General features: G+C 72.6%; 17 protein-coding genes. 5 read left to right on the top strand and 12 right to left on the bottom strand.

Translation table 11 applies throughout. The features are described from left to right. Positions 1 to 82: 82 nt before the first annotated feature. The 4 genes from AMK11_RS01020 to AMK11_RS01035 all read right to left on the bottom strand — a co-directional run bounded on the left by AMK11_RS01020 (position 83) and on the right by AMK11_RS01035 (position 4,375). Entirely contained in the window at positions 83 to 772 is a 690-nt protein-coding gene (locus tag AMK11_RS01020) for a DUF899 domain-containing protein (protein WP_073721757.1), read from the bottom strand. A gap of 128 nt (positions 773 to 900) precedes the next feature. Then, entirely contained in the window at positions 901 to 2,280 is a 1,380-nt protein-coding gene (locus AMK11_RS01025; RefSeq protein WP_073721759.1) for an amidohydrolase, read from the bottom strand. After that, positions 2,261 to 3,247 (bottom strand): hypothetical protein, encoded by a 987-nt coding sequence (locus AMK11_RS01030; RefSeq protein ID WP_073721761.1) that lies wholly within the window; start codon positions 3,245 to 3,247, stop codon positions 2,261 to 2,263. Before AMK11_RS01030 ends, AMK11_RS01025 begins: the two co-directional genes overlap by 20 nt. 351 nt (positions 3,248 to 3,598) lie before the next feature. Continuing rightward, positions 3,599 to 4,375, bottom strand: coding sequence for a nucleotidyltransferase domain-containing protein (locus AMK11_RS01035; protein ID WP_073721763.1), 777 nt, complete (start codon positions 4,373 to 4,375; stop codon positions 3,599 to 3,601). 157 nt (positions 4,376 to 4,532) lie between these two features. Here AMK11_RS01035 and AMK11_RS01040 point away from each other — a divergent pair, with 157 nt between their 5' ends. Beyond that, positions 4,533 to 4,946 (top strand): RidA family protein, encoded by a 414-nt coding sequence (locus AMK11_RS01040; protein WP_073721765.1) that lies wholly within the window; start codon positions 4,533 to 4,535, stop codon positions 4,944 to 4,946. On the opposite strand, the gene pip is transcribed toward AMK11_RS01040, so the two are convergent. Together pip and AMK11_RS01050 are read right to left on the bottom strand one after the other, a co-directional pair. After that, on the bottom strand, positions 4,906 to 5,940 hold the full coding sequence (gene pip / locus AMK11_RS01045; RefSeq protein ID WP_073721767.1) for a prolyl aminopeptidase: 1,035 nt from the start codon (positions 5,938 to 5,940) through the stop codon (positions 4,906 to 4,908). The two genes, AMK11_RS01040 and pip, sit on opposite strands and share 41 nt — an antisense overlap. Positions 5,941 to 5,980: 40 nt before the next feature. Next, positions 5,981 to 6,694 carry a uracil-DNA glycosylase gene (locus AMK11_RS01050; protein WP_073721769.1) on the bottom strand — a complete coding sequence of 238 codons (714 nt, stop codon included), beginning with the start codon at positions 6,692 to 6,694 and terminating at the stop codon, positions 5,981 to 5,983. A 74-nt stretch (positions 6,695 to 6,768) separates the two neighbouring features. On the opposite strand from AMK11_RS01050, the gene AMK11_RS01055 reads away from it, so the two are divergent. Next, the gene (locus AMK11_RS01055; RefSeq protein ID WP_073721771.1) at positions 6,769 to 7,326 is read left to right on the top strand and encodes an RNA-binding S4 domain-containing protein; all 558 of its coding nucleotides are present in this window, start codon (positions 6,769 to 6,771) and stop codon (positions 7,324 to 7,326) included. Between the two features lie 31 nt (positions 7,327 to 7,357). Here AMK11_RS01055 and AMK11_RS01060 read toward each other — a convergent pair whose 3' ends face one another. The 5 genes from AMK11_RS01060 to rpsA form a co-directional block, all read right to left on the bottom strand. Next, the gene (locus tag AMK11_RS01060; protein WP_073721773.1) at positions 7,358 to 7,834 is read right to left on the bottom strand and encodes a DoxX family protein; all 477 of its coding nucleotides are present in this window, start codon (positions 7,832 to 7,834) and stop codon (positions 7,358 to 7,360) included. Positions 7,835 to 7,970: 136 nt separating this feature from the next. Beyond that, positions 7,971 to 8,351 carry a tetratricopeptide repeat protein gene (locus AMK11_RS01065; RefSeq protein ID WP_073721775.1) on the bottom strand — a complete coding sequence of 127 codons (381 nt, stop codon included), beginning with the start codon at positions 8,349 to 8,351 and terminating at the stop codon, positions 7,971 to 7,973. Between the two features lie 50 nt (positions 8,352 to 8,401). Beyond that, complete coding sequence (coaE, locus tag AMK11_RS01070; RefSeq protein WP_073721777.1) at positions 8,402 to 9,028, bottom strand: dephospho-CoA kinase; 627 nt, start codon at positions 9,026 to 9,028, stop codon at positions 8,402 to 8,404. A 45-nt stretch (positions 9,029 to 9,073) separates the two neighbouring features. Further along, positions 9,074 to 10,012 (bottom strand): PAC2 family protein, encoded by a 939-nt coding sequence (locus tag AMK11_RS01075; protein WP_073721804.1) that lies wholly within the window; start codon positions 10,010 to 10,012, stop codon positions 9,074 to 9,076. A gap of 197 nt (positions 10,013 to 10,209) precedes the next feature. Further along, complete coding sequence (gene rpsA, locus AMK11_RS01080; protein WP_073721806.1) at positions 10,210 to 11,712, bottom strand: 30S ribosomal protein S1; 1,503 nt, start codon at positions 11,710 to 11,712, stop codon at positions 10,210 to 10,212. 302 nt (positions 11,713 to 12,014) lie between these two features. On the opposite strand from rpsA, the gene AMK11_RS01085 reads away from it, so the two are divergent. Beyond that, positions 12,015 to 12,929 (top strand): class I SAM-dependent methyltransferase, encoded by a 915-nt coding sequence (locus tag AMK11_RS01085; RefSeq protein WP_073721808.1) that lies wholly within the window; start codon positions 12,015 to 12,017, stop codon positions 12,927 to 12,929. 61 nt (positions 12,930 to 12,990) lie between these two features. Continuing rightward, positions 12,991 to 15,627: an ATP-dependent RNA helicase gene (locus AMK11_RS01090; protein ID WP_073721810.1), complete on the top strand. Its 2,637-nt coding sequence runs from the start codon at positions 12,991 to 12,993 to the stop codon at positions 15,625 to 15,627. A gap of 78 nt (positions 15,628 to 15,705) precedes the next feature. Here the strand turns inward: AMK11_RS01090 and AMK11_RS01095 are convergent, their stop codons facing one another. After that, a complete protein-coding gene (locus AMK11_RS01095; RefSeq protein WP_073721812.1) occupies positions 15,706 to 17,535 on the bottom strand; it encodes a lytic transglycosylase domain-containing protein in 1,830 nt (609 codons plus the stop codon). A 237-nt stretch (positions 17,536 to 17,772) separates the two neighbouring features. Here AMK11_RS01095 and AMK11_RS01100 point away from each other — a divergent pair, with 237 nt between their 5' ends. Next, entirely contained in the window at positions 17,773 to 18,627 is an 855-nt protein-coding gene (locus AMK11_RS01100; protein ID WP_073721814.1) for a DUF4184 family protein, read from the top strand. Positions 18,628 to 18,917 lie beyond the last annotated feature (290 nt).

Genomic DNA, 18,917 nt, shown 5'->3' on the forward strand with positions numbered 1-18,917 from the left:
GTACTGAGACATAGTTGACACTCGTTCACCGCAAAGTGTGAGCGGCGCCTCATCCATTTGACTCGAACCGCTACCGTGCGTGTCAGTCCTCGTACTCGTCGTGGTACCGGATTCCCTCACTGCCCGCAGGCGCCCCGAGAGCCGACGCACGTCCCTCGGGTTTCTCCCACTGCTCGCGCCGGCCGAGCGCGGTCAGGTCGAGGAGGCTGGTGGTCGAGCCGAGCCCGTCGAGACCCCGCTCGTACGTCGAGTAGGTGTGGAAGACCCGCTCGCGGTCCCGCAGGAAGCAGCTGAGCCCGGGGCGCTCGACGAGCTCGCCCTCGTGCTCCAGGGTCACCTCGAAGTCGGTGTTGAAGTCGCAGACGTACGACGAGTACCAGGGCAGGGTCCAGCCCATCCGCGCTTTGAACGGCAGGATCTTCGGGTACGGCGCCCGGGAGACTGCCGCGAACGACGTGCCGCGGGCCCGCAGGTGCGCGAGGTGCCCGAGCTGGTCCAGGAAGGCGGAGCAGCTGCGGCAGCCGGCGTCCCACTCCGGCGCGAACATGAAGTGGTAGACGACGAGCTGGTCGCGGCCCTCGAAGAGGTCGAGCAGCGTGGCCTTGCCGTCGCCGCCCTCGAACACGTACTCCTTGTCGACCTCCACCATGGGCAGCCCGCGCCGCTCGGCGTTGAGCGCGTCGCGCGCGCGTGTGGCCGCCTTCTCCTTGGCCAGTAAGGCCTCGCGCGCCGCGCGCCAGTCCGCGCGGCTGACGATCTCGGGCAGCGACATGGGCTCCAGCTCCTCCTGTGCGACAAGCGACGGTCCGTCGGGGTGGTGACCGTCGCACGGAGCGGAACTCATCGCCGCCCGGCGACATTTTTTTCGCGGCGGCGCCCGTAACCCGCTGACCTCGCCTTTCAGGTGTCGTACTCCTGGATGCGGCGGCCGTGGCGGCGGTCGGTCAGCGCGGGCAGCCGCTCCCCCAGTTCGCGCACCACCGCGGGGACGTCCAGGGTCAGCAGCTCGCGGTCCCGCATGAGGACCCGCCCGTCGACGATCGTCGTGCGCACGTCGGCGGAGCGCGCGCTGTGCACGAGGGTGGCGGCGAGATCGTGCACGGGCTGCGTGTGCGGGCCGGTGAGGTCGACGAGGACGAGGTCGGCCCGCCGCCCCGGCGCGATGCTTCCGACGCTGTCGCCGAGCCCGACCGCGCGGGCGCTCTGCAGCGTGGCGTGGTGCAGGGCCTGGCGGGAGGTGAGCCAGCGGGGGTCGCCCTCGGTGGACTTCTGGACGAGGGACGTCAGCGCCATCGACTCCCACACGTCCAGGGAGTTGTTGGAGGCGGCGCCGTCCGTGGCGAGTCCGACCGGGACGCCGATGTCACGCAGGGCGCGCACGGGTGTGGTGGTGGGCCAGGCGAACTTCAGGTAGCCGCGCGGGGCGGTGGCCACGGCCGTACGGCCGCTCGCGCGCGCGAGGAGCGGGAGGTCGTCCTCGGTGATGCCGGTGCCGTGGGCGATGAGCACGTCGGTGTCGAGGATGCCGGTGCGCTCCAGGACCGCGATCGGGGTGGCGCCGTGCCGGGCGAGGCTGGTGTCGGTCTGGTCGCGGTTCTCGGCGGCGTGCAGGTGCACGGGCAGGCCGTGGTCGCGGGCGAGGCCGGCGGTGGCCGCGAGGTCGGCGTCGGTCACCGTGTAGGGGGCGTGCGGGGCGAGGGCGGTCGCGATCCGGCCGCCGGCAAAGCCCCGGTGCCGCAGCGCGAACTCCAGTGACGCCTCCCGCCCTTCGGGTCCCTGCGAGGAGAAGTACGCCTGCCCCAGCAGCGCCCGCATTCCGCACTCGGCGACCACCGCGGCGACGGTGTCCATGGCGAAGTAGTGGTCCGCGAACGTCGTCACTCCCGCCCGGATCATCTCGGCGCAGGCGAGCCGGGCGCCCAGTTCCACGTCCCGTTCGCCGAGGTTGGACTCGACCGGCCAGACGACGTCGTTGAACCACTCCTCGGTGGGCAGGTCCTCGGCGAGGCCGCGCAGGGCGACCATCGGCGCGTGCGTGTGGCAGTTGATCAGCCCGGGGAGGGCGACCTGACCGCGGGCGTCGATGCGCTCGGCGGCGGGCAGGCCGTCCACCGCGGCGGCGGTGGTCACGGAGTCGATCACTCCGTCCCGTACGACGACGGCCGCGTCCTCCGCGAAGCCGATCCGTTCCCGCTCGTCGTGGACGAGGACGGTGCATCCGGTGACGATCAGGTCGGCGGGCGTCTCGCGGGGGCGCTTCTCATGGGAAGGAGGCGTCATCACGCCAACGTACGGGAGCGGCCCGCCCGGCCTCACGCCGCTGCGGAGTCGTTCTTCTCTTCCGTGGGCTTCGCCTCACAATGTCGGCGAGATCGGCTTCAGCAACGGTCCCCTGCCAGGCATTCTTGCTGAACCAGGCCGCCCCCACCGTTGTGGGTGTGATGTCATGATGCTTCGCGTACAGGGCGAGGTAGCACCCGACGCAAGGCCGTTTGACACCTGCGGTGTTGTCGGGTCTGACCATCGGCCGGTCCTCATCCTGATGCTTTTTGGCAAAGTGCTCATCGATGCGCCGTACCGCGTGGTGGCCGTCGTCCTCGTGAGGATCGGGCACATGCACGGTGCGTCCCCGGAGATCGGCGAGTTCCGGAAAGCGCTCCGCCGCCTTCTTGGCCGCGTACTCAGGGTCGTCCTTCGACACAACCTCCGGTTTCGCCAACCGCTCACGAGCCTGGCTCTCGTGACGCTCCTCGCGATCACTCCCCGGCTTGCCCGCCTCCATCTTCAGCAGCGCCCCCACGAATTCGCGGACGGTCCGGTGCTCGGCGGCCAGTTTCGTCAGCTCGGCATTGACCGAGTTGACGTTCGACGAAATCCAGAGCTTTCCGTTTTCGGCAAGACTCGCCTGAACCTCGACACCCCCGGCATGACGACGGAGTGCCGTCGTGGCGATCCACCGGACAGCCCGCAGCGGCTTGTTCTCGAAAACCCTCGACGGACGTTCGTTGGATTTCCCGCCGTAGATCTTCTCCGCGGCCGGAGAGAGCTTCTGCTTGGAAGCGGCACCCTCCTTCTCGACGGGCAGATGCAGCGTGAGGCTCGCGTTGGCGCCGTAATTCCTCCACCCGTACTCGTCCACCAGGATCCTGACGACCGGGCTCATGAGCGCGTAGGGGAGGATGTCCTCGTTGAAACCGCCCTTCGAGGAAGGGGCGGTCTTCTGCTTCTTCGTCTTGGCGCGCTGCACGGTCGGCTGCCCGACGCGGAGCCGGCACCGTGCCGGTGCTGTCCATGCGCCCATGGGTGGCCGCCCTGGCGGAGCATCCGGGCGAAGCCGCGTTGCCCGCGCTGCGTTGCAGCGGAAGCGGTCCCTGCGGCGCGGAGGGTTCCGGCCGCCGCTGCACGGGCGCCGCCCGAACGGCCCGGACCTGCTCCGACTCCTCCCCCTTGCCCCGTCCGCCGTTCGTGGACATCCGCACGAGCAACCTCTCTCACCTGGCCGTCTGCCTGACGTTCCTCTCTATCCGAGCCCGGCGCGTGAGCAGGCCCCTGAGGGCAACTGTGGCCCCCTTCAGGGCAGAAAGGGCGCGGCGTCGCGTCACCCGTGCCGGGCTGTCTGTACTGCCCGGCCGAGCAGCGTCTCGCAGTCGCCGATCGCCCGCGCCAGGCTCATCGGTTCCGGCGTCAGGTCCGCCACCAGCGCGTCGACGCCCTCCAGCCCGGCGCGCCCGGTCAGCCCCTTCTCGTTCGTCACCCACTCCCCCCGCGCCGCCAGCACCGCGTGTGCCGTCTGGGCGGTGGCGAGGGCGATCGCGCCGGCGACCTGGGTGAGGGCGCCCTTGGGCGCGTGGCCCGCCTTGGCGTAGGCAAGGGTGGCGGCGGCCGCACCGTGCCAGCGGTCGGGGGCGGTGGTCCGGAGGGCCTCGGGGTAGGCGGGGCGGGGCAGTTCGCCGCGCAACACCTCGTTGATGGCCAGTTCCGCGACCACGAGGTACGTCGGGATGCCGGCGAGGTGGAACATCAGCGGCTCGATGCGGAAGCGACCCGCCTCCGCCTCCGCCGTCTCATGTTCGACCGCGTCGAGATCGCGGTAGTGCAGGTCGACCCGGCGGTCGTCGATCGTCAGCCAGGCGCCGCCGTTGAAGACTCCGCCGCCCCAGGCGCCGATCTCGGAGACCTCGCCGGCCCAACCGAGGGCGCGGACGTCGTCGGGGTCGAAGGCGCCCCGGTAGTAGACCGCCAGGTCCCAGTCGCTGCCGGGCCCGTGGGTGCCCTGGGCCCGGGAGCCGCCCAGGGTGACCGCCCGGACGGCGGGCAGGGCGGCGAGCCGGTCTGCGGTCGTGTCGAGGAAGGCCTGGTCCGGGAGGGAGGGCACTGCGGAGGGCTCCTGGTGGTTGGGGCCGGCGTGGTGAGCGGGGTGGGAGTCGGCAGCATAGGCGGCCCGAGCGCGGGGAGCGAGGGAAATTCGGGTGCGGCGGGGGCGGGGTGAGCGGACGATCGGGGCGTTGTCCGTTCGTCTCCCTGGAGCCCGCATGATTCAGCGCGTCACCGTACCGGGTCTGTTTCCGCCGCCCGCCTACTCCCACGCCTCCGTCGTCGAGGCGGGGACGAAGCTCGCCTTTCTCGCCGGGGCGGTTCCGCTCGACGCCGAGGGAAAGCTGGTCGGTGAGGGCGATCCGGTCCGGCAGGCGGAGCAGGTGATCGCGAACCTCACCGAGCAGCTGCACGCCGTGGGCAGCGGGCCGGAGCACGTCCTGTCGACCGACGTGTACGTCGTGAGCACCGAGACCGCCGCGCTGTCCGCCGTGTGGGAGGTCGTCGAGGCGTCCGGGCTCAGTACCGGGCCGCATTCCTCGACGCTGCTCGGGGTCGCCTGCCTCGGGTACCCGGGGCAGCTGGTGGAGATCACGGCGACGGCGGTCGTGCCGGAACGGACGACTCCGTGAGCCAGGGGGAAGGGCCGGTGCTCTGGGCCCCGGCCCGGGCGTACTTGTCGGTCGCCGCCCGCAGCGCCTCGTCACCGACCGCTCCGGCGTCGTGTCCGGCCTCGTCCACGACCACCAGCTCGCTGTCCGGCCAGGCGTGGTGGAGCCTCCATACGATGCCGAGGAGGTTGCCGAAGTCCAGGCTACCCTGCACCAGGGTGCCCGGGATGCCCTTCAGCAGGTGCGCGTCCCTCAGGACCACGCCCTCGTCTTCGCCCTCGCCCTCGCCGAGGAAGTGATCGTTGCCCCAGTAGTGCGTGACCGTGCGGGCGAAACCCCTGCGGAACTCCGGGTCCTGGAACCGGGCGACCGAACCGGGCGGTGCCGGGATCGTCGCCGTCTCCCAGTCGGTCCAGGCACGCGCCGCCCGGTCGCGCACCGCGGCCTCGGGCGACTCCAGGAGACGGTTGTACGCGGCGGCCAGGTTGCCGTCGCGGTCCTTGGGGGGCAGCTCGGCGAGGAACCGTTCGTGGGCGTCGGGGAAGATCTTGCCCAAGCCGCGCGTCAGCAGGTCCACCTCGGCTCGGGAACCGGTCGCGACCCCGGTCAGCACCAGCTCGGACACCACTCCCGGGTGGGTCTGCGCGTACCGCAGGCCCAGCACCGAGCCCCACGAGACGCCCCACACCAGCCACCGTTCGATGCCCAGGTGGGCGCGCAGCCGCTCCAGGTCGGCCAGGAGGTGGGCGGTCGTGTTGACGCTCATGTCGGTGTCGTGGGCGCTCGCGCGGGGCAGCGACCGTCCGGCGCCGCGCTGGTCGAGCAGGACGATCCGGTAGGCGGCGGGGTCGAAGTACCGCCTGAGATTCGGGCTCGTCCGGCTTCCCGGTCCTCCGTGCAGGACCAGCGCGGGCTTGCCGTGCGGGTTCCCGCTGGTCTCCCAGTAGACGTGGTTGCCGTCGCCCACGTCGAGCATGCCGTTGTCATACGGTTCGATCACCGGATAGAGGCCCATCTGAGCACCGTAGCCCGGCGACCGGAACCGCTCATCCTCTTTACCGGGCGGTCAGCCCTGCCGTCCGGGCCGCCGTGCGCAGCACCTCCCGGAGCATCTCGGGGGTGAGCCGGCCGGTGAACGTGTTGCGCTGGCTGACGTGGAAGCAACCGAAGAGGTGCAGCGCGGGCCCGTCGGCGGCGTCCAGCGTGACCTGCCCCCCGTGCGCGAAGGCGGGGCGTGGCCGGGGCACGGTCCAGCCGGCCCCGGCGAACGCCGGCAGCGCGGCCTGCCAGCCGAAGGCGCCGAGTACGACCACGGCGCGCAGCGTCGGCCGCAGCAGTCCCAGCTCCTGGACGAGCCAGGAACGGCAGGTGTCCCGTTCGGTGGGGGTGGGCTTGTTGGCGGGCGGAGCGCAGTGCACCGGCGAGGTGATGCGCACGCCGTACAGCTCCAGGCCGTCGTCGGCGGCGACCGCGGTGGGCTGTGAGGCGAGGCCCACGTCGTACAACGCCTGGTACAGCACGTCCCCGGAGCGGTCACCGGTGAACATCCGGCCGGTGCGGTTGCCGCCGTGGGCCGCGGGGGCCAGGCCGATGATCAGCAGCCGCGCGTCCGGCGGGCCGAAGCCCGGCACCGGCCGGCCCCAGTAGGTCCAGTCGGCGAAGGCCGCCCGTTTGGTACGGGCCACCTCCTCCCGCCAGTCGACCAACCGTGGGCAGGCCCGGCACCCGGCGATCCGCCGGTCGAGTACGGAGAGGCCGCTGGTGTCCATGCCTCCACCGTAGGTCCAACCCGCCCCCGGAAATGGCGGCCCCTCCCGGTGGGCCGGGCGGTTAAGGTCGAGGCATGGCTTCCGAGCATGACGAGGGCAGGAACGGCGGGACGGCCGGAACCGGTACGGGCGACGGCGGTGCCGCCACGTCCGGGGCCCCGCTCCCTGACCCGGACCCGAAGACCGCCGCCGCGATCGCCGCCGCCGAGGCGGCCGGGCCGCAGAGCGGCGAGAGCGTCCGCGTGGACAGCTGGATCTGGGCCGTCCGGCTCATCAAGACCCGTTCCCTCGGCGCGACCGCCTGCCGAGGCGGCCATGTCCGGGTGAACGGCGAGCGTGTGAAACCCGCGTACTCACTGCGCGTCGGGGACGAGGTCCGCCTGCGCCACGAGGGCAGGGAACGCGTCGTCGTCGTGAAGCGGCTGATCCGCAAGCGCGTCGGTGCACCGGTCGCCGTCCAGTGCTATCTCGACAACTCCCCTCCGCCCCCGCCCCGCGAGGCCGTCGCCCCGGCCGGCATCCGCGACCGGGGCGCCGGCCGCCCGACCAAGCGCGACCGCCGCGAGCTGGAACGGCTGCGCGGGCTGGAGAGCCTGAACCAGGCCCGCAGGGAGGCCCGGACCAAGCCCTGAGAGCGTGCGGCCGCGCACGTGCCCGGCCGGCTCAGGCGCGCCGTGTCCGTACCCGTCGGAGAAGGTCCTCGTTGTGTCCGCGGCGGGCCCAGGCGATGATCAGGAGCGGCACCATGAGGATGACGGGTGTCGCGGCGTTGGCTCCGTCGAAGTAGGTGAGCTGGACGACGAACGCGCCGGCCATCAGAGCGCTGAGGGCCGTCGCGGCCACCGACTGGAGTACGGGGACCAACAGGGCGATCGCGCCCGCCAGTTCGAGCGCGCCGATGGTGAACATGCCCGCGTTGCCCCAGCCCATGTCGGCGAAGATGTCGGCCGCCGAGGAGTGCGCGATCAGCTTGGGCAGGGCACTCGCCACGGCGAAGAACACCGCGAGGAGCACCTGCACCGCACGCAGGACGATCCGGGCGCCCCGCCCACGGCCCGGTGCGGCGGACGTCGCCGAGGCCGCGGAAGCGGCAGGGCCCGCGGGGGTGGTGGGGACGGTGGAGGCGACGGGCTGAGACATGGGGCTCTCCTGGTGAGCGGTCCGTGATGCTGTCGGAATGTAGACCGCCCGCCGGCCCGGAACTCATCGCTCGCCTCGCGTGCGGTCTCGCATCGCGACCGCACCGGTAGGCCGGCGCGGACCCGCCCCCGGCCCGTCAGGAGTCGAAGCGCGCCTGCTGCAGGTACTCCGGGTTCGGGTCCAGTGCCGCCGCCAGCCGGAAGTGGCGGCGTGCCTGCTCGCCGCACCCCCGGCGTTCGTAGGTGCGGGCGAGGGCGAAGTGGGCGAAGGCGTTGTCCGGTTCGCGCTCCAGGACGATGGTGAACTCCAGCTCGGCCGGTCTCAGCTGGGCCGCCGCGAAGAAGGCACGCGCGCGCAGCAGCCGCGCGGCCGTGTTCTCGGGATGGGCGCCGATGACCCCGTCGAGCAGTTTCACCGCGCCCCGCGGGTCCCGCGCCGCGAGCAGTTGCTCGGCCGCGCGGAAGTCGATGACATCGGTCTCGGGCGTACGTCCGGTCGATCCGCTGGTGTCGGGCACGGCAGAAGTCCTTCCCTCGCTGGAAGGGATCAACGCCCGTGTGGCTGCCGCTATTCCTGGCCCCGGGGTGACCGGCGCGGCTCGTGCGCCCTGCGGGTCAGCTCGGCCCACACCTCGTCCACGCGGCTCCGCAGCCGGTCCAGCGGTACATCGTTGTCGATGATCACGTCGGCGATCTCCCGGCGCTGCTCGCGCGTCGCCTGGGCGGCCATGCGGGCCCGTGCGTCCTGCTCGGTCATGCCCCGCAGCCTTACCAGCCGGTCGAGCTGGGTGGCGGGGTCGGCGTCGACGACGACCACCAGGTCGTACAGCGGGGCCAGGCCGTTCTCGGTGAGCAGGGGCACGTCGTGGACGACGACGGCGTCCTCGGCGGCGGCCTCCTCCAGGGCCCTGGAGCGGTCGCCGACCAGAGGGTGCACGATCGAGTTGAGCGTGGCCAGCCTCTCCGGGTCCGCGAACACGATCGAGCCGAGTTTCGGCCGGTCCAGGCCGCCGTCCTCGGCCAGCACCTCCTCGCCGAAGGCCGCCACCACCGCGTCGAGCCCCGGGGTGCCCGGGGCGACGACCTCGCGTGCGATCCGGTCCGCGTCGATCAGTACGGCACCGTGCTCGACGAGCAGCCGCGACACCTCGCTCTTGCCGGCGCCGATTCCGCCGGTCAGGCCAACCTTCAGCATGAGCGGAAGCTTAGGGCCTGCCCGTGACGGCCCGGCCGAGGGGAGTCAGTTGTCGCCCTCCCGTTCCGCCAGGAACCGTTCGAACTCGCGGCCGATCTCGTCCGCCGAGGGGATCTCGACGGGCTCGGCGAGCATGTTGCCGCGCGTCTCGGCACCCGCGGCGGCGTCGTACTGGTGCTCCAGGCCCTGGACGAGGGCGGTGAGCTCCTCGTCGCCCTCCTGGATCTGCCGGTCGATCTCGGTCTGGGTGCGGTGGGCCTGCGTGCGCAGGGAGTGCGCGATGCCCGGCAGGACCAGGCCCGTCGCCCCGGTGATCGCTTCCAGGACGGTCAGCGCCGCGTCGGGGTACGGGGAGCGGGCGATGTAGTGCGGGACGTGCGCGGCGACGCCCAGCACCTCGTGGCCGGCCTGCATGAGGCGGTACTCGACGAGTGCCTCGGCGCTGCCGGGGACCTGTGCCTCCTCGAAGGGGCTGGAGTGGCCGGGGACCAGGTCGGTGCGGGTGCCGTGCGGGGTGATGCCCACGGGGCGGGTGTGCGGGACGCCCATGGGGATGCCGTGGAAGTTCACCGACAGACGGACGCCGAGCCGCTCCACGATCTGGCCCACGGCCGCGGCGAAGCGCTCCCACTCCACGTCCGGCTCGGGGCCCGACAGCAGCAGGAAGGGCGCTCCGGTGGCGTCCTGGACGAGCCGCACCTCGAGAGTGGGCTCCTCGTAGTCCGTCCAGGTGTCCCGCTTGAAGGTCAGCAGCGGCCGGCGCGCCCGGTAGTCCACAAGCCGGTCGTGGTCGAAGCGGGCGACGACCTGGTGGGGCAGCGAGTCGAGCACCTGGTCGACGATCTGGTCGCCGGTCTCGCCGGCGTCGATGTATCCGTCGAAGTGGTAGAGCATGACCAGTCCGGCCGACTCCTGGGCGAGTGCCATGTCGACGACGGCCAGGCCCTTCGGCTCCCATGCGTACAAACCCTGCGGATCAAGCACAGTGACCGCTCCCCTCCTCGTGTTCCTACGTCACAACGTCCGCGCGGGGACCGGCATTCCCGGTCGGGCCGGATCCAATCTCGCCGGCGTGCGGGCAAGGCTGAGACAAGGCAGAGACGAGACAAGGCTGAGGGGCCGCACCTCGAAAGGTACGGCCCCTCAGTCAACGGTCAGGCCTCAGCGGCCTCCGCCTGCGTTCAGCTCTGGCCGCCGGCCAGCTTCTCGCGCAGGGCGGCCAGCGCCTCGTCCGACGCCAGGGCGCCGGAGTTGTCGCCACCCTCGGAGGAGTACGAGCCGCCGCCACCGGACGCGACCGGAGCCGCACCCGCGGTGTCGCCACCCTCGGCAGCGGCCTTCTCGTCCGCCTCGCGGGACTTGATGACCTGCGCCTGGTGCTGCTCGAAGCGCTGCTGCGCCTCGGCGTACTGGGTCTCCCAGGCCTCGCGCTGGGTCTCGTAGCCCTCGAGCCAGTCGTTGGTCTCGGGGTCGAAGCCCTCGGGGTAGATGTAGTTGCCCTGGTCGTCGTAGGACGCGGCCATGCCGTACAGGGTCGGGTCGAACTCGACCGCCGTCGGGTCGGCACCGAAGGACTCGTTGGCCTGCTTCAGCGAGAGGCTGATGCGACGGCGCTCGAGGTCGATGTCGATGACCTTGACGAAGATCTCGTCGTTGACCTGGACGACCTGCTCCGGGATCTCCACGTGGCGCTCGGCCAGCTCGGAGATGTGGACCAGACCCTCGATGCCCTCGTCCACGCGGACGAACGCACCGAACGGAACCAGCTTCGTGACCTTGCCGGGCACGACCTGGCCGATCTGGTGGGTGCGGGCGAACTGCTGCCACGGGTCTTCCTGGGTCGCCTTCAGCGACAGGGAGACGCGCTCGCGGTCCATGTCCACGTCGAGGACCTCGACGGTGACTTCCTGGCCGACCTCGACGACCTCGGACGGGTGGTCGATGTGCTTCCAGGACAGCTCGGAGACGTGGACCAGACCGTCGACGCCACCCAGGTCCACGAAGGCACCGAAGTTGACGATCGAGGAGACGACGCCGGACCGCACCTGACCCTTCTGGAGGGTGGTGAGGAAGGTCTGGCGGACCTCGGACTGGGTCTGCTCCAGCCAGGCACGGCGGGACAGGACCACGTTGTTGCGGTTCTTGTCCAGCTCGATGATCTTCGCCTCGAGCTCCTTGCCCACGTAGGGCTGGAGGTCGCGGACACGGCGCATCTCGACCAGGGAGGCCGGGAGGAAGCCGCGGAGGCCGATGTCGAGGATGAGACCACCCTTGACGACCTCGATGACGGTACCGGTGACGATGCCGTCCTCTTCCTTGATCTTCTCGATGGTGCCCCAGGCACGCTCGTACTGGGCGCGCTTCTTCGAGAGGATCAGGCGGCCTTCCTTGTCCTCCTTCTGAAGGACCAGGGCCTCGATCTCGTCGCCGACGGCAACGACCTCGTTCGGGTCGACGTCGTGCTTGATCGAGAGCTCGCGGCTCGGGATGACACCTTCGGTCTTGTAACCGATGTCGAGCAGGACCTCGTCCCGGTCGACCTTCACGATGACGCCGTCGACGATGTCGCCGTCGTTGAAGTACTTGATCGTCTCGTCGATCGCGGCGAGGAAGGCTTCCTCGTTACCGATGTCGTTGACCGCTACCTGCGGGGTGGTGGCGGTGGTCTCGGTGCTGCTCGTCATGTGGGAAAGGGCTCCGGTACGGACATTGAGTCGTAGGTACTGCTTACGCCGGGAGCCCGTTTCGCTCTGCAGAAGCCGGACAGCCAAGTAAGCGTCACCGAAAACCGCTGGTGACGCCTCGAGAACCGAGGGGACATACAACAGATGCGAGCGCGACCTGCTACGTCTGAGGTGCGCAGGCCCGCAGCGCAACTTGTAGCATACGGGGGCAGCCGGGCAGGGTCAATGCGCGAAGCCGCACACCCGGGGCGGATCGCCCCATTCCCGGCACAATTGCCGCCCCCCGAGGCCACACGGACCCCTTGGGCGCGCCTCGCGACACGCGGGGCCGGCGGCGCGGAAGCCCGCAGACTAGTACGAGGGAGCCGGTCATCCAAGAGCCCGTAGTGTCCGAGGCAGCGTCCGAAGCCGGAGCCGGCGGACCCGCCGAGCCCGAGGCCACCCGGCGTGCCGCCGGTGTGACGGAGAGCGCCCGCGCCAACCGCGGCTGGTGGGACCGCAACGCGGACGAGTACCAGGTCGAGCACGGCACGTTCCTCGGCGACGAACGCTTCGTGTGGTGCCCCGAAGGGCTGGACGAGGTGGAGGCCGAGCTGCTCGGCCCGCCGGAGGAGCTCAGGGGCAAGGACGTACTGGAGATCGGTGCCGGCGCCGCCCAGTGCTCGCGCTGGCTGACCGCCCAGGGCGCCCGTCCGGTGGCGCTGGACCTCTCGCACCGCCAGCTCCAGCACGCGCTGCGCATCGGCTCCTCCTTCCCCCTGGTCTGCGCGGACGCCGCGGTGCTGCCCTTCGCGGACGGCTCCTTCGACCTGGCGTGCTCGGCGTACGGGGCGCTGCCCTTCGTCGCCGATCCGCGGCTGGTGCTGCGGGAGGTGCGCCGGGTGCTGCGGCCCGGGGGCCGCTTCGTCTTCTCGGTGACGCACCCGCTGCGCTGGGCGTTCCCGGACGAGCCGGGCCCCGAGGGGCTGTCGGTGTCCGCCTCGTACTTCGACCGCACGCCGTACGTCGAGCAGGACGACGAGGGCGGCGCGGTGTACGTCGAGCACCACCGGACGCTCGGCGACCGGGTGCGGGACGTGGTGACGTCCGGGTTCCGGCTGGTGGACCTCGTCGAACCGGAGTGGCCGGACTGGAACACCTCCGAGTGGGGCGGCTGGTCGCCGCTGCGCGGTCACCTGATCCCCGGGACGGCGATCTTCGTCTGCGAGCGGGACTGAGCCACCGTCGCCCGGCACGCGCGCGTGGAGGGCGGTTTCGCCGGCGTACGACACTGGGGACGTGATCCGTTACGACGCCCTGGCCGCCCTGCCCGTACGCGGTGCCCTGCCCGCCCTGCACGACGCCCTGGAGGGGCACGGCACCGCGGTGCTGGTCGCGCCGCCCGGCACCGGCAAGACGACGCTGGTGCCGCTCGCGCTGGCGGGGCTGCTGGACGAGGGGCCCGCGCGGCGCGTGGTGGTGGCCGAGCCGCGGCGGATCGCGGCGCGGGCTGCGGCCCGGCGGATGGCGTGGCTGCTGGGCGAGAAGCCCGGCGGGAGTGTCGGGTACACCGTGCGCGGCGAGCGGGTCGTCGGGCGCCACGCGCGCGTGGAGGTCGTCACGACCGGTGTGCTGCTGCAGCGGCTCCAGCGGGATCAGGAGCTGACGGGCGTCGACGTGGTGGTGCTCGACGAGTGCCACGAGCGGCATCTGGACGCGGACACCACGGCGGCGTTCCTGTGGGACGTGCGGCAGACGCTGCGGCCGGAGCTGCGTCTGGTGGCCGCCTCGGCGACGACCGACGCGGAGGGCTGGGCCCGGCTGCTGGGCGGCGCGCCGGTCGTCGAGGCCCAGGGCGCGTCGTACCCCGTGGAGGTCGTGTGGGCGCCCCCGGTCCGCCCGGTCCGGCCGCCGCACGGCATGCGGGTGGACCCGGCGCTGCTCGCGCACGTGGCGTCGGTGGTGCGCCGGGCGCTGGCCGAGCGGGCCGGGGACGTGCTGTGCTTCCTGCCCGGGGTCGGGGAGATCGCCCGGGTCGCCGGACAACTGACGGGTCTCGGGGACGTCGACGTGCTCCAGGTGCACGGGCGGGCGCCGGCGGCCGTGCAGGACGCGGTGCTGGCCCCCGGGGCACGGCGCCGGGTGGTGCTGGCGACCGCGGTGGCCGAGTCGTCGCTGACGGTCCCGGGCGTGCGGGTGGTCGTGGACGCGGGGCTGGCCCGGGAGCCTCGGGTGGACCACGCGCGGGGGCTGAGCGCGCTCACGACGGTACGTGCCTCGCGCGCCGCCGGGCGGCAGCGGGCGGGGCGTGCCGGGCGTGAGGCGCCGGGCACGGTGTACCGCTGCTGGGCGGAGGCCGAGGACGCCCGTCTGCCGCGCTTCCCCGCGCCGGAGATCAAGGTGGCCGACCTGACGGCGTTCGCGTTGCAGGCGGCCTGCTGGGGCGACCCGGACGCGTCCGGGCTGGCGCTGCTCGATCCGCCGCCGGGCGGGGCGATGGAGGCGGCCCGGTCGGTACTGACGGCCGTGGGCGCGGTGGACACCACCGGTCGCGCCACCGGGCGGGGAGCACGACTGTCCCGCCTCGGGCTGCATCCCCGGCTGGGGCGGGCGTTGCTCGACGCGGAAGGTGCGGGAGCGGACACGGGCTCGGGAACGGACACCGGGCTTCCCACGGGCACGAGCACCAGTGCAACGGCCGCCGAGGGTGCGGGTGACCGGGGCTCGGACGCTCGCGTCGCCGGCAGTCAGGGGGCCGACTCCGTCGTCCCAGGGGACCGCGTGGCCGAGGTGGTGGCGCTGCTCAGTGAGGAGCCTCCACGGGAGTACGGGGACGATCTGGTGGCCGCGCTGCGCGCCGCTCGGCGTGGGGGCGACGCGTACGGGGCGCGGTGGCGGAGCGAGGTCCGACGGCTGCGGACCGCCGGGCGGGGCTCCGGCCCCGGCGTGGCCCGGGACGTCACCGACGACACCGTCGCCGGGTTGGTGACCGCGCTGGCGTTTCCGGAGCGGGTGGCCAGGAAGGACGGCGGTTCGTACCTCATGGTGTCCGGCACCCGGGCCGAGCTCCCGGAGACGTCGGCACTGCGCGGGGCCCCCTGGATCGCCGTGGCCGTGGCCGACCGGCCCGTGGGGAAGGGGCACGCGCGCGTACAGCTCGGCGCGGTCGTCGACGAGGCGACGGCCCGGCTGGCGGCGGGGGCGCTGCTGGAGGAGCGGGACGAGGTCCACTGGGCCGGCGGCGACGTCGTGGCGCGGCGGGTCGAACGGCTCGGGGCGGTGGAGCTCACGGCGCGGCCACTCGCCGCCCCCGACTCCTCCCTCGTACGGGACGCGCTGCTGGAGGGGCTGCGGCGGGAGGGGCTCGGCCTGCTGCGTTGGCCGGCCGACGCGGAGGTGCTGCGGCAGCGGCTCGCCTTCCTGCGGCGACGGCTCGGCGACCCCTGGCCGGACGTCTCGGACGACGCGCTGCACGCGCGCGTGGACGAGTGGCTGGAGCCCGAGCTGAGCCGGGCCCGGCGACGGGCCGACCTGGCGCGGATCGACGCCGGGCAGGCACTGGCGCGGCTGCTGCCCTGGGCCTCGGGCGAGGCGGCACGGCTCGACGAGCTGGCACCGGAGCGGATCACCGTCCCCAGCGGGTCCAGGATCAGGATCGACTACGGCGACCCCGCGCGGCCGGTCCTCGCGGTGAAGTTGCAGGAGATGTTCGGGCTGGAGCAGTCGCCCGAGGTCGCCGGGGTGCCGCTCCTCGTCCGTCTCCTCTCCCCCGCCGGCCGCCCGGCCGCGGTCACCGCCGACCTGGCCTCCTTCTGGAGGGACGGCTACAACGGCGTACGGGCGGAGCTCCGCGGCCGCTACCCGAAGCATCCGTGGCCCGAGGACCCGGCCACGGCGGAGCCGACGCGGCACACCAAGGCCCGGCTCGGGAAGTGAGCGGACGACGACGTGCCCGAGGGGCGCCCCCGCCGAAGCGGAGGGCGCCCCTCGGTCGTGCGCGCGGGAGCCGCGCGCCTACGCGTCCGGCTCGGTCGACGGCTCGGTGGAGGGGCTGGGCGAGGCGTCGGGCGACTCGGGCGACGGGCTCGGCGTCGGCTTCGCCTCGGCCACCTTCAGCTGGACGTCGAGCGTGGCGCCGCCCGCGGTGGTCAGGCGCAGCACGTACGTGCCGGCGGTGTCGTCCGCGTACAGCTTCGGCAGTGTCAGCAGGCCCTTGGCGTCGGTCTTCAGGCCGGTCAGGGTGCGGACGGTCTTGCCGTCGGCGTCCTTGAAGTAGGGGCCCTTGTCGTTCTCGGCCGGGTTGAGCGCCGACTTGATGAGCGTGGCGGTGACGGCGACCTTGTCCGCGGCGGCGCCCTTGTACGTGGCCTTGACCCCGACCCGGTCCGCGAACTCGCCGCCGGGCGTGCAGGTCAGCTCGGTCGCGTCGGTGCGCGCGAGGGCGTCGGCGACGCGCTCGGTGACGGTCGCCTTGTAGTCGACGCCGGGGACCATCCGGCCGGCGACGGCGGCCCGCACCGTGAAGGCACCGGTCTTCTCGCCCGCCACCAGCGCGGGTGCGACCGCCACACCGGAGGCGTCGGTGGTGGCCACGGCCACCTTTTCGCCGCCGGTGAAGGTGGCGTCCGTGTCGCCCAGGATCGTGAAGCGGATCCGTACCTTGCCGACGGTCTTTCCGGCCCTGGTCTCGGCGCGGGTGCTGATCTTCTCGGCGAAGGTGTCGCCGGCGATGGCGGTGAGCCCGGTGGTGCCCGCGTTCTCCAGGTGGTGCACCGTGTCGGTGGGGGTCTGGTTGTCGGGCGGGGTCTCGGGGTCGGTCGGGTCCGGCGTCTCCGGACCCGGGGAGCCGGTGCCGGGGTCTGCCGGGTCCGAAGGGTTGGTGGGGTTCGTGGGCTTGCCGGACCCGGTGGAACCGCCCGGCCTGTCCGGGCTGGGCGACGGCGTGCCGGGGGGCGTGGGGCGTGTGCTCGGGCCCGTACCGCTCGGCGACGGGTCGGGCCTGTTCGCCGCGCCGTCGTCGCTGCGGTTCCCGGGCAGGGCGCCGGTGCCGTCCGGGATCTCGTGGGTGCCCTTGCGGTAGTGCTCCAGCCAGGACAGGACCGTGTGCAGGTAGTCCCGCGAGTTGTTGTAGCTGAGGATCGCGCGGTCGAGGTCGGCCTGGTCGGACAGGTCCCAGCCGTTGCGGCACAGGTAGTGACCGGCGGCGAGCGCGGCGTCGTAGATGTTGTTGGGGTCTTCCTTGCCGTCACCGTTGCCGTCGCGGGCCGCCCAGGCCCAGGTGGACGGGATGAACTGCATGGGGCCGACGGCGTTGTCGTAGGCGCTGTTGCCGTCGTAGACGCCGTTGTCGGTGTCCTTGATGAGCGCGAAGCCGTTGCCGTCGAGCTGCGGGCCGATGATCGGACTGGTCGTGGTGCCGTCGGCGGTGACGCGGCCGCCGCGGGCCTGTCCCGACTCCACCCTGCCGATGGCGGCGAGGAGTTGCCAGGGCAGGTTGCAGCCGGGCTTGGACCGGCGCAGCGCCGACTCGGCCTTCTTGTAGGCGTCGAGGACGGTGGCGGGGATACCCCCCTCGGACGGTGTCCGGGCCGCGGGGGTGCCGATGGTCGGCGCGGGGCTCGGGCTGTTCAGCGGCGGCAGGTCCGTGTAGTACGGCGAGTTGCCGGTCGCGCTCTCCTCGGCGGGCGTGTCGGAGGCCGGCACGTTGTCGGAGGTGGTCTGTCTGCCGTTGGCGTCGGTCGTCACGTTGGGCGCCTGGGACGCGGACAGGGCCGCGACCGCGACCGCCGCGACGGTGGTGGTGACCGCCGCCTTGCGGAGCCTCCTGTCGAAATGCGCCGCCATAGAGTGAACCCCTCCCGTGGACGCCCGCGCGTCCGTCCGTCTTCGGCTGTCGTACTCGCCCGTCGTACCCGTCCTGTTGCGACGACCGGTGCGCGCCGGTGGTTGCGCCGCAACTTTCCCCGCGCGGTGCTCGTCTGTTCGATCAGCACGGTGCCGCAGGCGACCCTACGACAACTTGCTTTGCACGGGGACCCGTTCGTGCCCGATATTCACCAGTTGGCCATAAGAGGAGTTTCGTTGCCGTTCACCCTCAGTCACGCCGCCGCCGTCCTGCCCGCGCTCCGGGGGGACGGGACCGGGCGGGGGCGGCTAGTGCCGGCCGCGCTGGTGGCGGGGACGTTTGCGCCCGACATGACCTACTACGCGGCGAGTTTCCTGTCCGGGGCGATGGAGTTCGGGGACGTCACGCACTCCTTCCCGGGTGTGTTCACCGTCGATGTGGTCATCGCCTGGGCGCTGGTGGGGCTGTGGCTGGTCGTGCGGGAGCCCCTGGTGGCCCTGCTGCCGCCGTCCCGGCAGGGGCGGGTCGCCGCCCTGCTGCGGTGCGGGGCGCCGCGCGCGCGTGTGCGGCCGTCGCTGCTGGTGTGGTGGTACGTGTCGGCGGTGCTGGGGGCGTCGACCCATGTGGTGTGGGACGCGTTCACGCACCTCGACCGGTGGGGGATGAAGGTGTTCCCCACCCTCGGCCGGGAGATCGCGGGCTCTCCGCTGTACTGGTACCTCCAGTACGGGGGTTCCGCCGTGGCGGCCGTCGTGCTCGCCGTGTTCCTGGCGCGGGCGCTGCGCCGGACGCCCCGGACCGGCGCGTCGCACGTTCCGGTGCTCCTGGTGCGGGACCGGTGGTGGGCCGGGGCGGTGCTCGGCGGTTGTGCGGTGGCCGGGGCGGTGCGGCGGGCCGTCCGGTGGTGGGACTACTGGGGTGATGTCGCGAAGCCCTGGGAGCTGATCCCCACGGTGTGCTTCGGGGCGGGCGCGGGGCTCCTCCCGGGGCTGCTGCTGTACGCCGTGGCGGTCAGGGTGTGGCGTCCGGCCCAGGTCCCCGCCGTCCCGGCAGGCGCCGGTACCGAACCGGACCGCCGGGTCGCGCCCTGAGCGTGTCGGTGCTCGCGACGAACACGGTGAAGGTGTGCGCGGGCCGGGTCCGCGGCAGCAGGGTGAGGGCGAGCGCCACGTAGCCGCGGGCGAGGTCCGCCCACAGGCGCCAGGCGGGCGTCTCGCGCGGGGACGCGGCGGCCCGGTCCCGGCGGAGGAGCCCGCGGCGGAGGTCTGCCGTGGTGCGGCGCAGGGCCGTCGTGAGGGTGGTGGGGGTGCGGCCGGTACTCGCGCCCGGTGCGAAGACCGGGACCGGCAGGAGTGGCACGCGGGCGGGTCGGTCTGTGCTT

It is taken from the genome of Streptomyces sp. CB02414, assembly GCF_001905385.1.
Classification (GTDB): domain Bacteria; phylum Actinomycetota; class Actinomycetes; order Streptomycetales; family Streptomycetaceae; genus Streptomyces.

Coding starts and splice junctions, on each gene's coding strand:
- AMK11_RS01020 (WP_073721757.1), bottom strand. CDS start 772: ATGTCGCTGCCCGAGATCGTCAGCCGCGCGGACTGGCGCGCGGCGCGC.
- AMK11_RS01025 (WP_073721759.1), bottom strand. CDS start 2,280: ATGACGCCTCCTTCCCATGAGAAGCGCCCCCGCGAGACGCCCGCCGAC.
- AMK11_RS01040 (WP_073721765.1), top strand. CDS start 4,533: ATGATTCAGCGCGTCACCGTACCGGGTCTGTTTCCGCCGCCCGCCTAC.
- pip (WP_073721767.1), bottom strand. CDS start 5,940: ATGGGCCTCTATCCGGTGATCGAACCGTATGACAACGGCATGCTCGAC.
- AMK11_RS01050 (WP_073721769.1), bottom strand. CDS start 6,694: ATGGACACCAGCGGCCTCTCCGTACTCGACCGGCGGATCGCCGGGTGC.
- AMK11_RS01055 (WP_073721771.1), top strand. CDS start 6,769: ATGGCTTCCGAGCATGACGAGGGCAGGAACGGCGGGACGGCCGGAACC.
- AMK11_RS01060 (WP_073721773.1), bottom strand. CDS start 7,834: ATGTCTCAGCCCGTCGCCTCCACCGTCCCCACCACCCCCGCGGGCCCT.
- coaE (WP_073721777.1), bottom strand. CDS start 9,028: ATGCTGAAGGTTGGCCTGACCGGCGGAATCGGCGCCGGCAAGAGCGAG.
- rpsA (WP_073721806.1), bottom strand. CDS start 11,712: ATGACGAGCAGCACCGAGACCACCGCCACCACCCCGCAGGTAGCGGTC.
- AMK11_RS01095 (WP_073721812.1), bottom strand. CDS start 17,535: ATGGCGGCGCATTTCGACAGGAGGCTCCGCAAGGCGGCGGTCACCACC.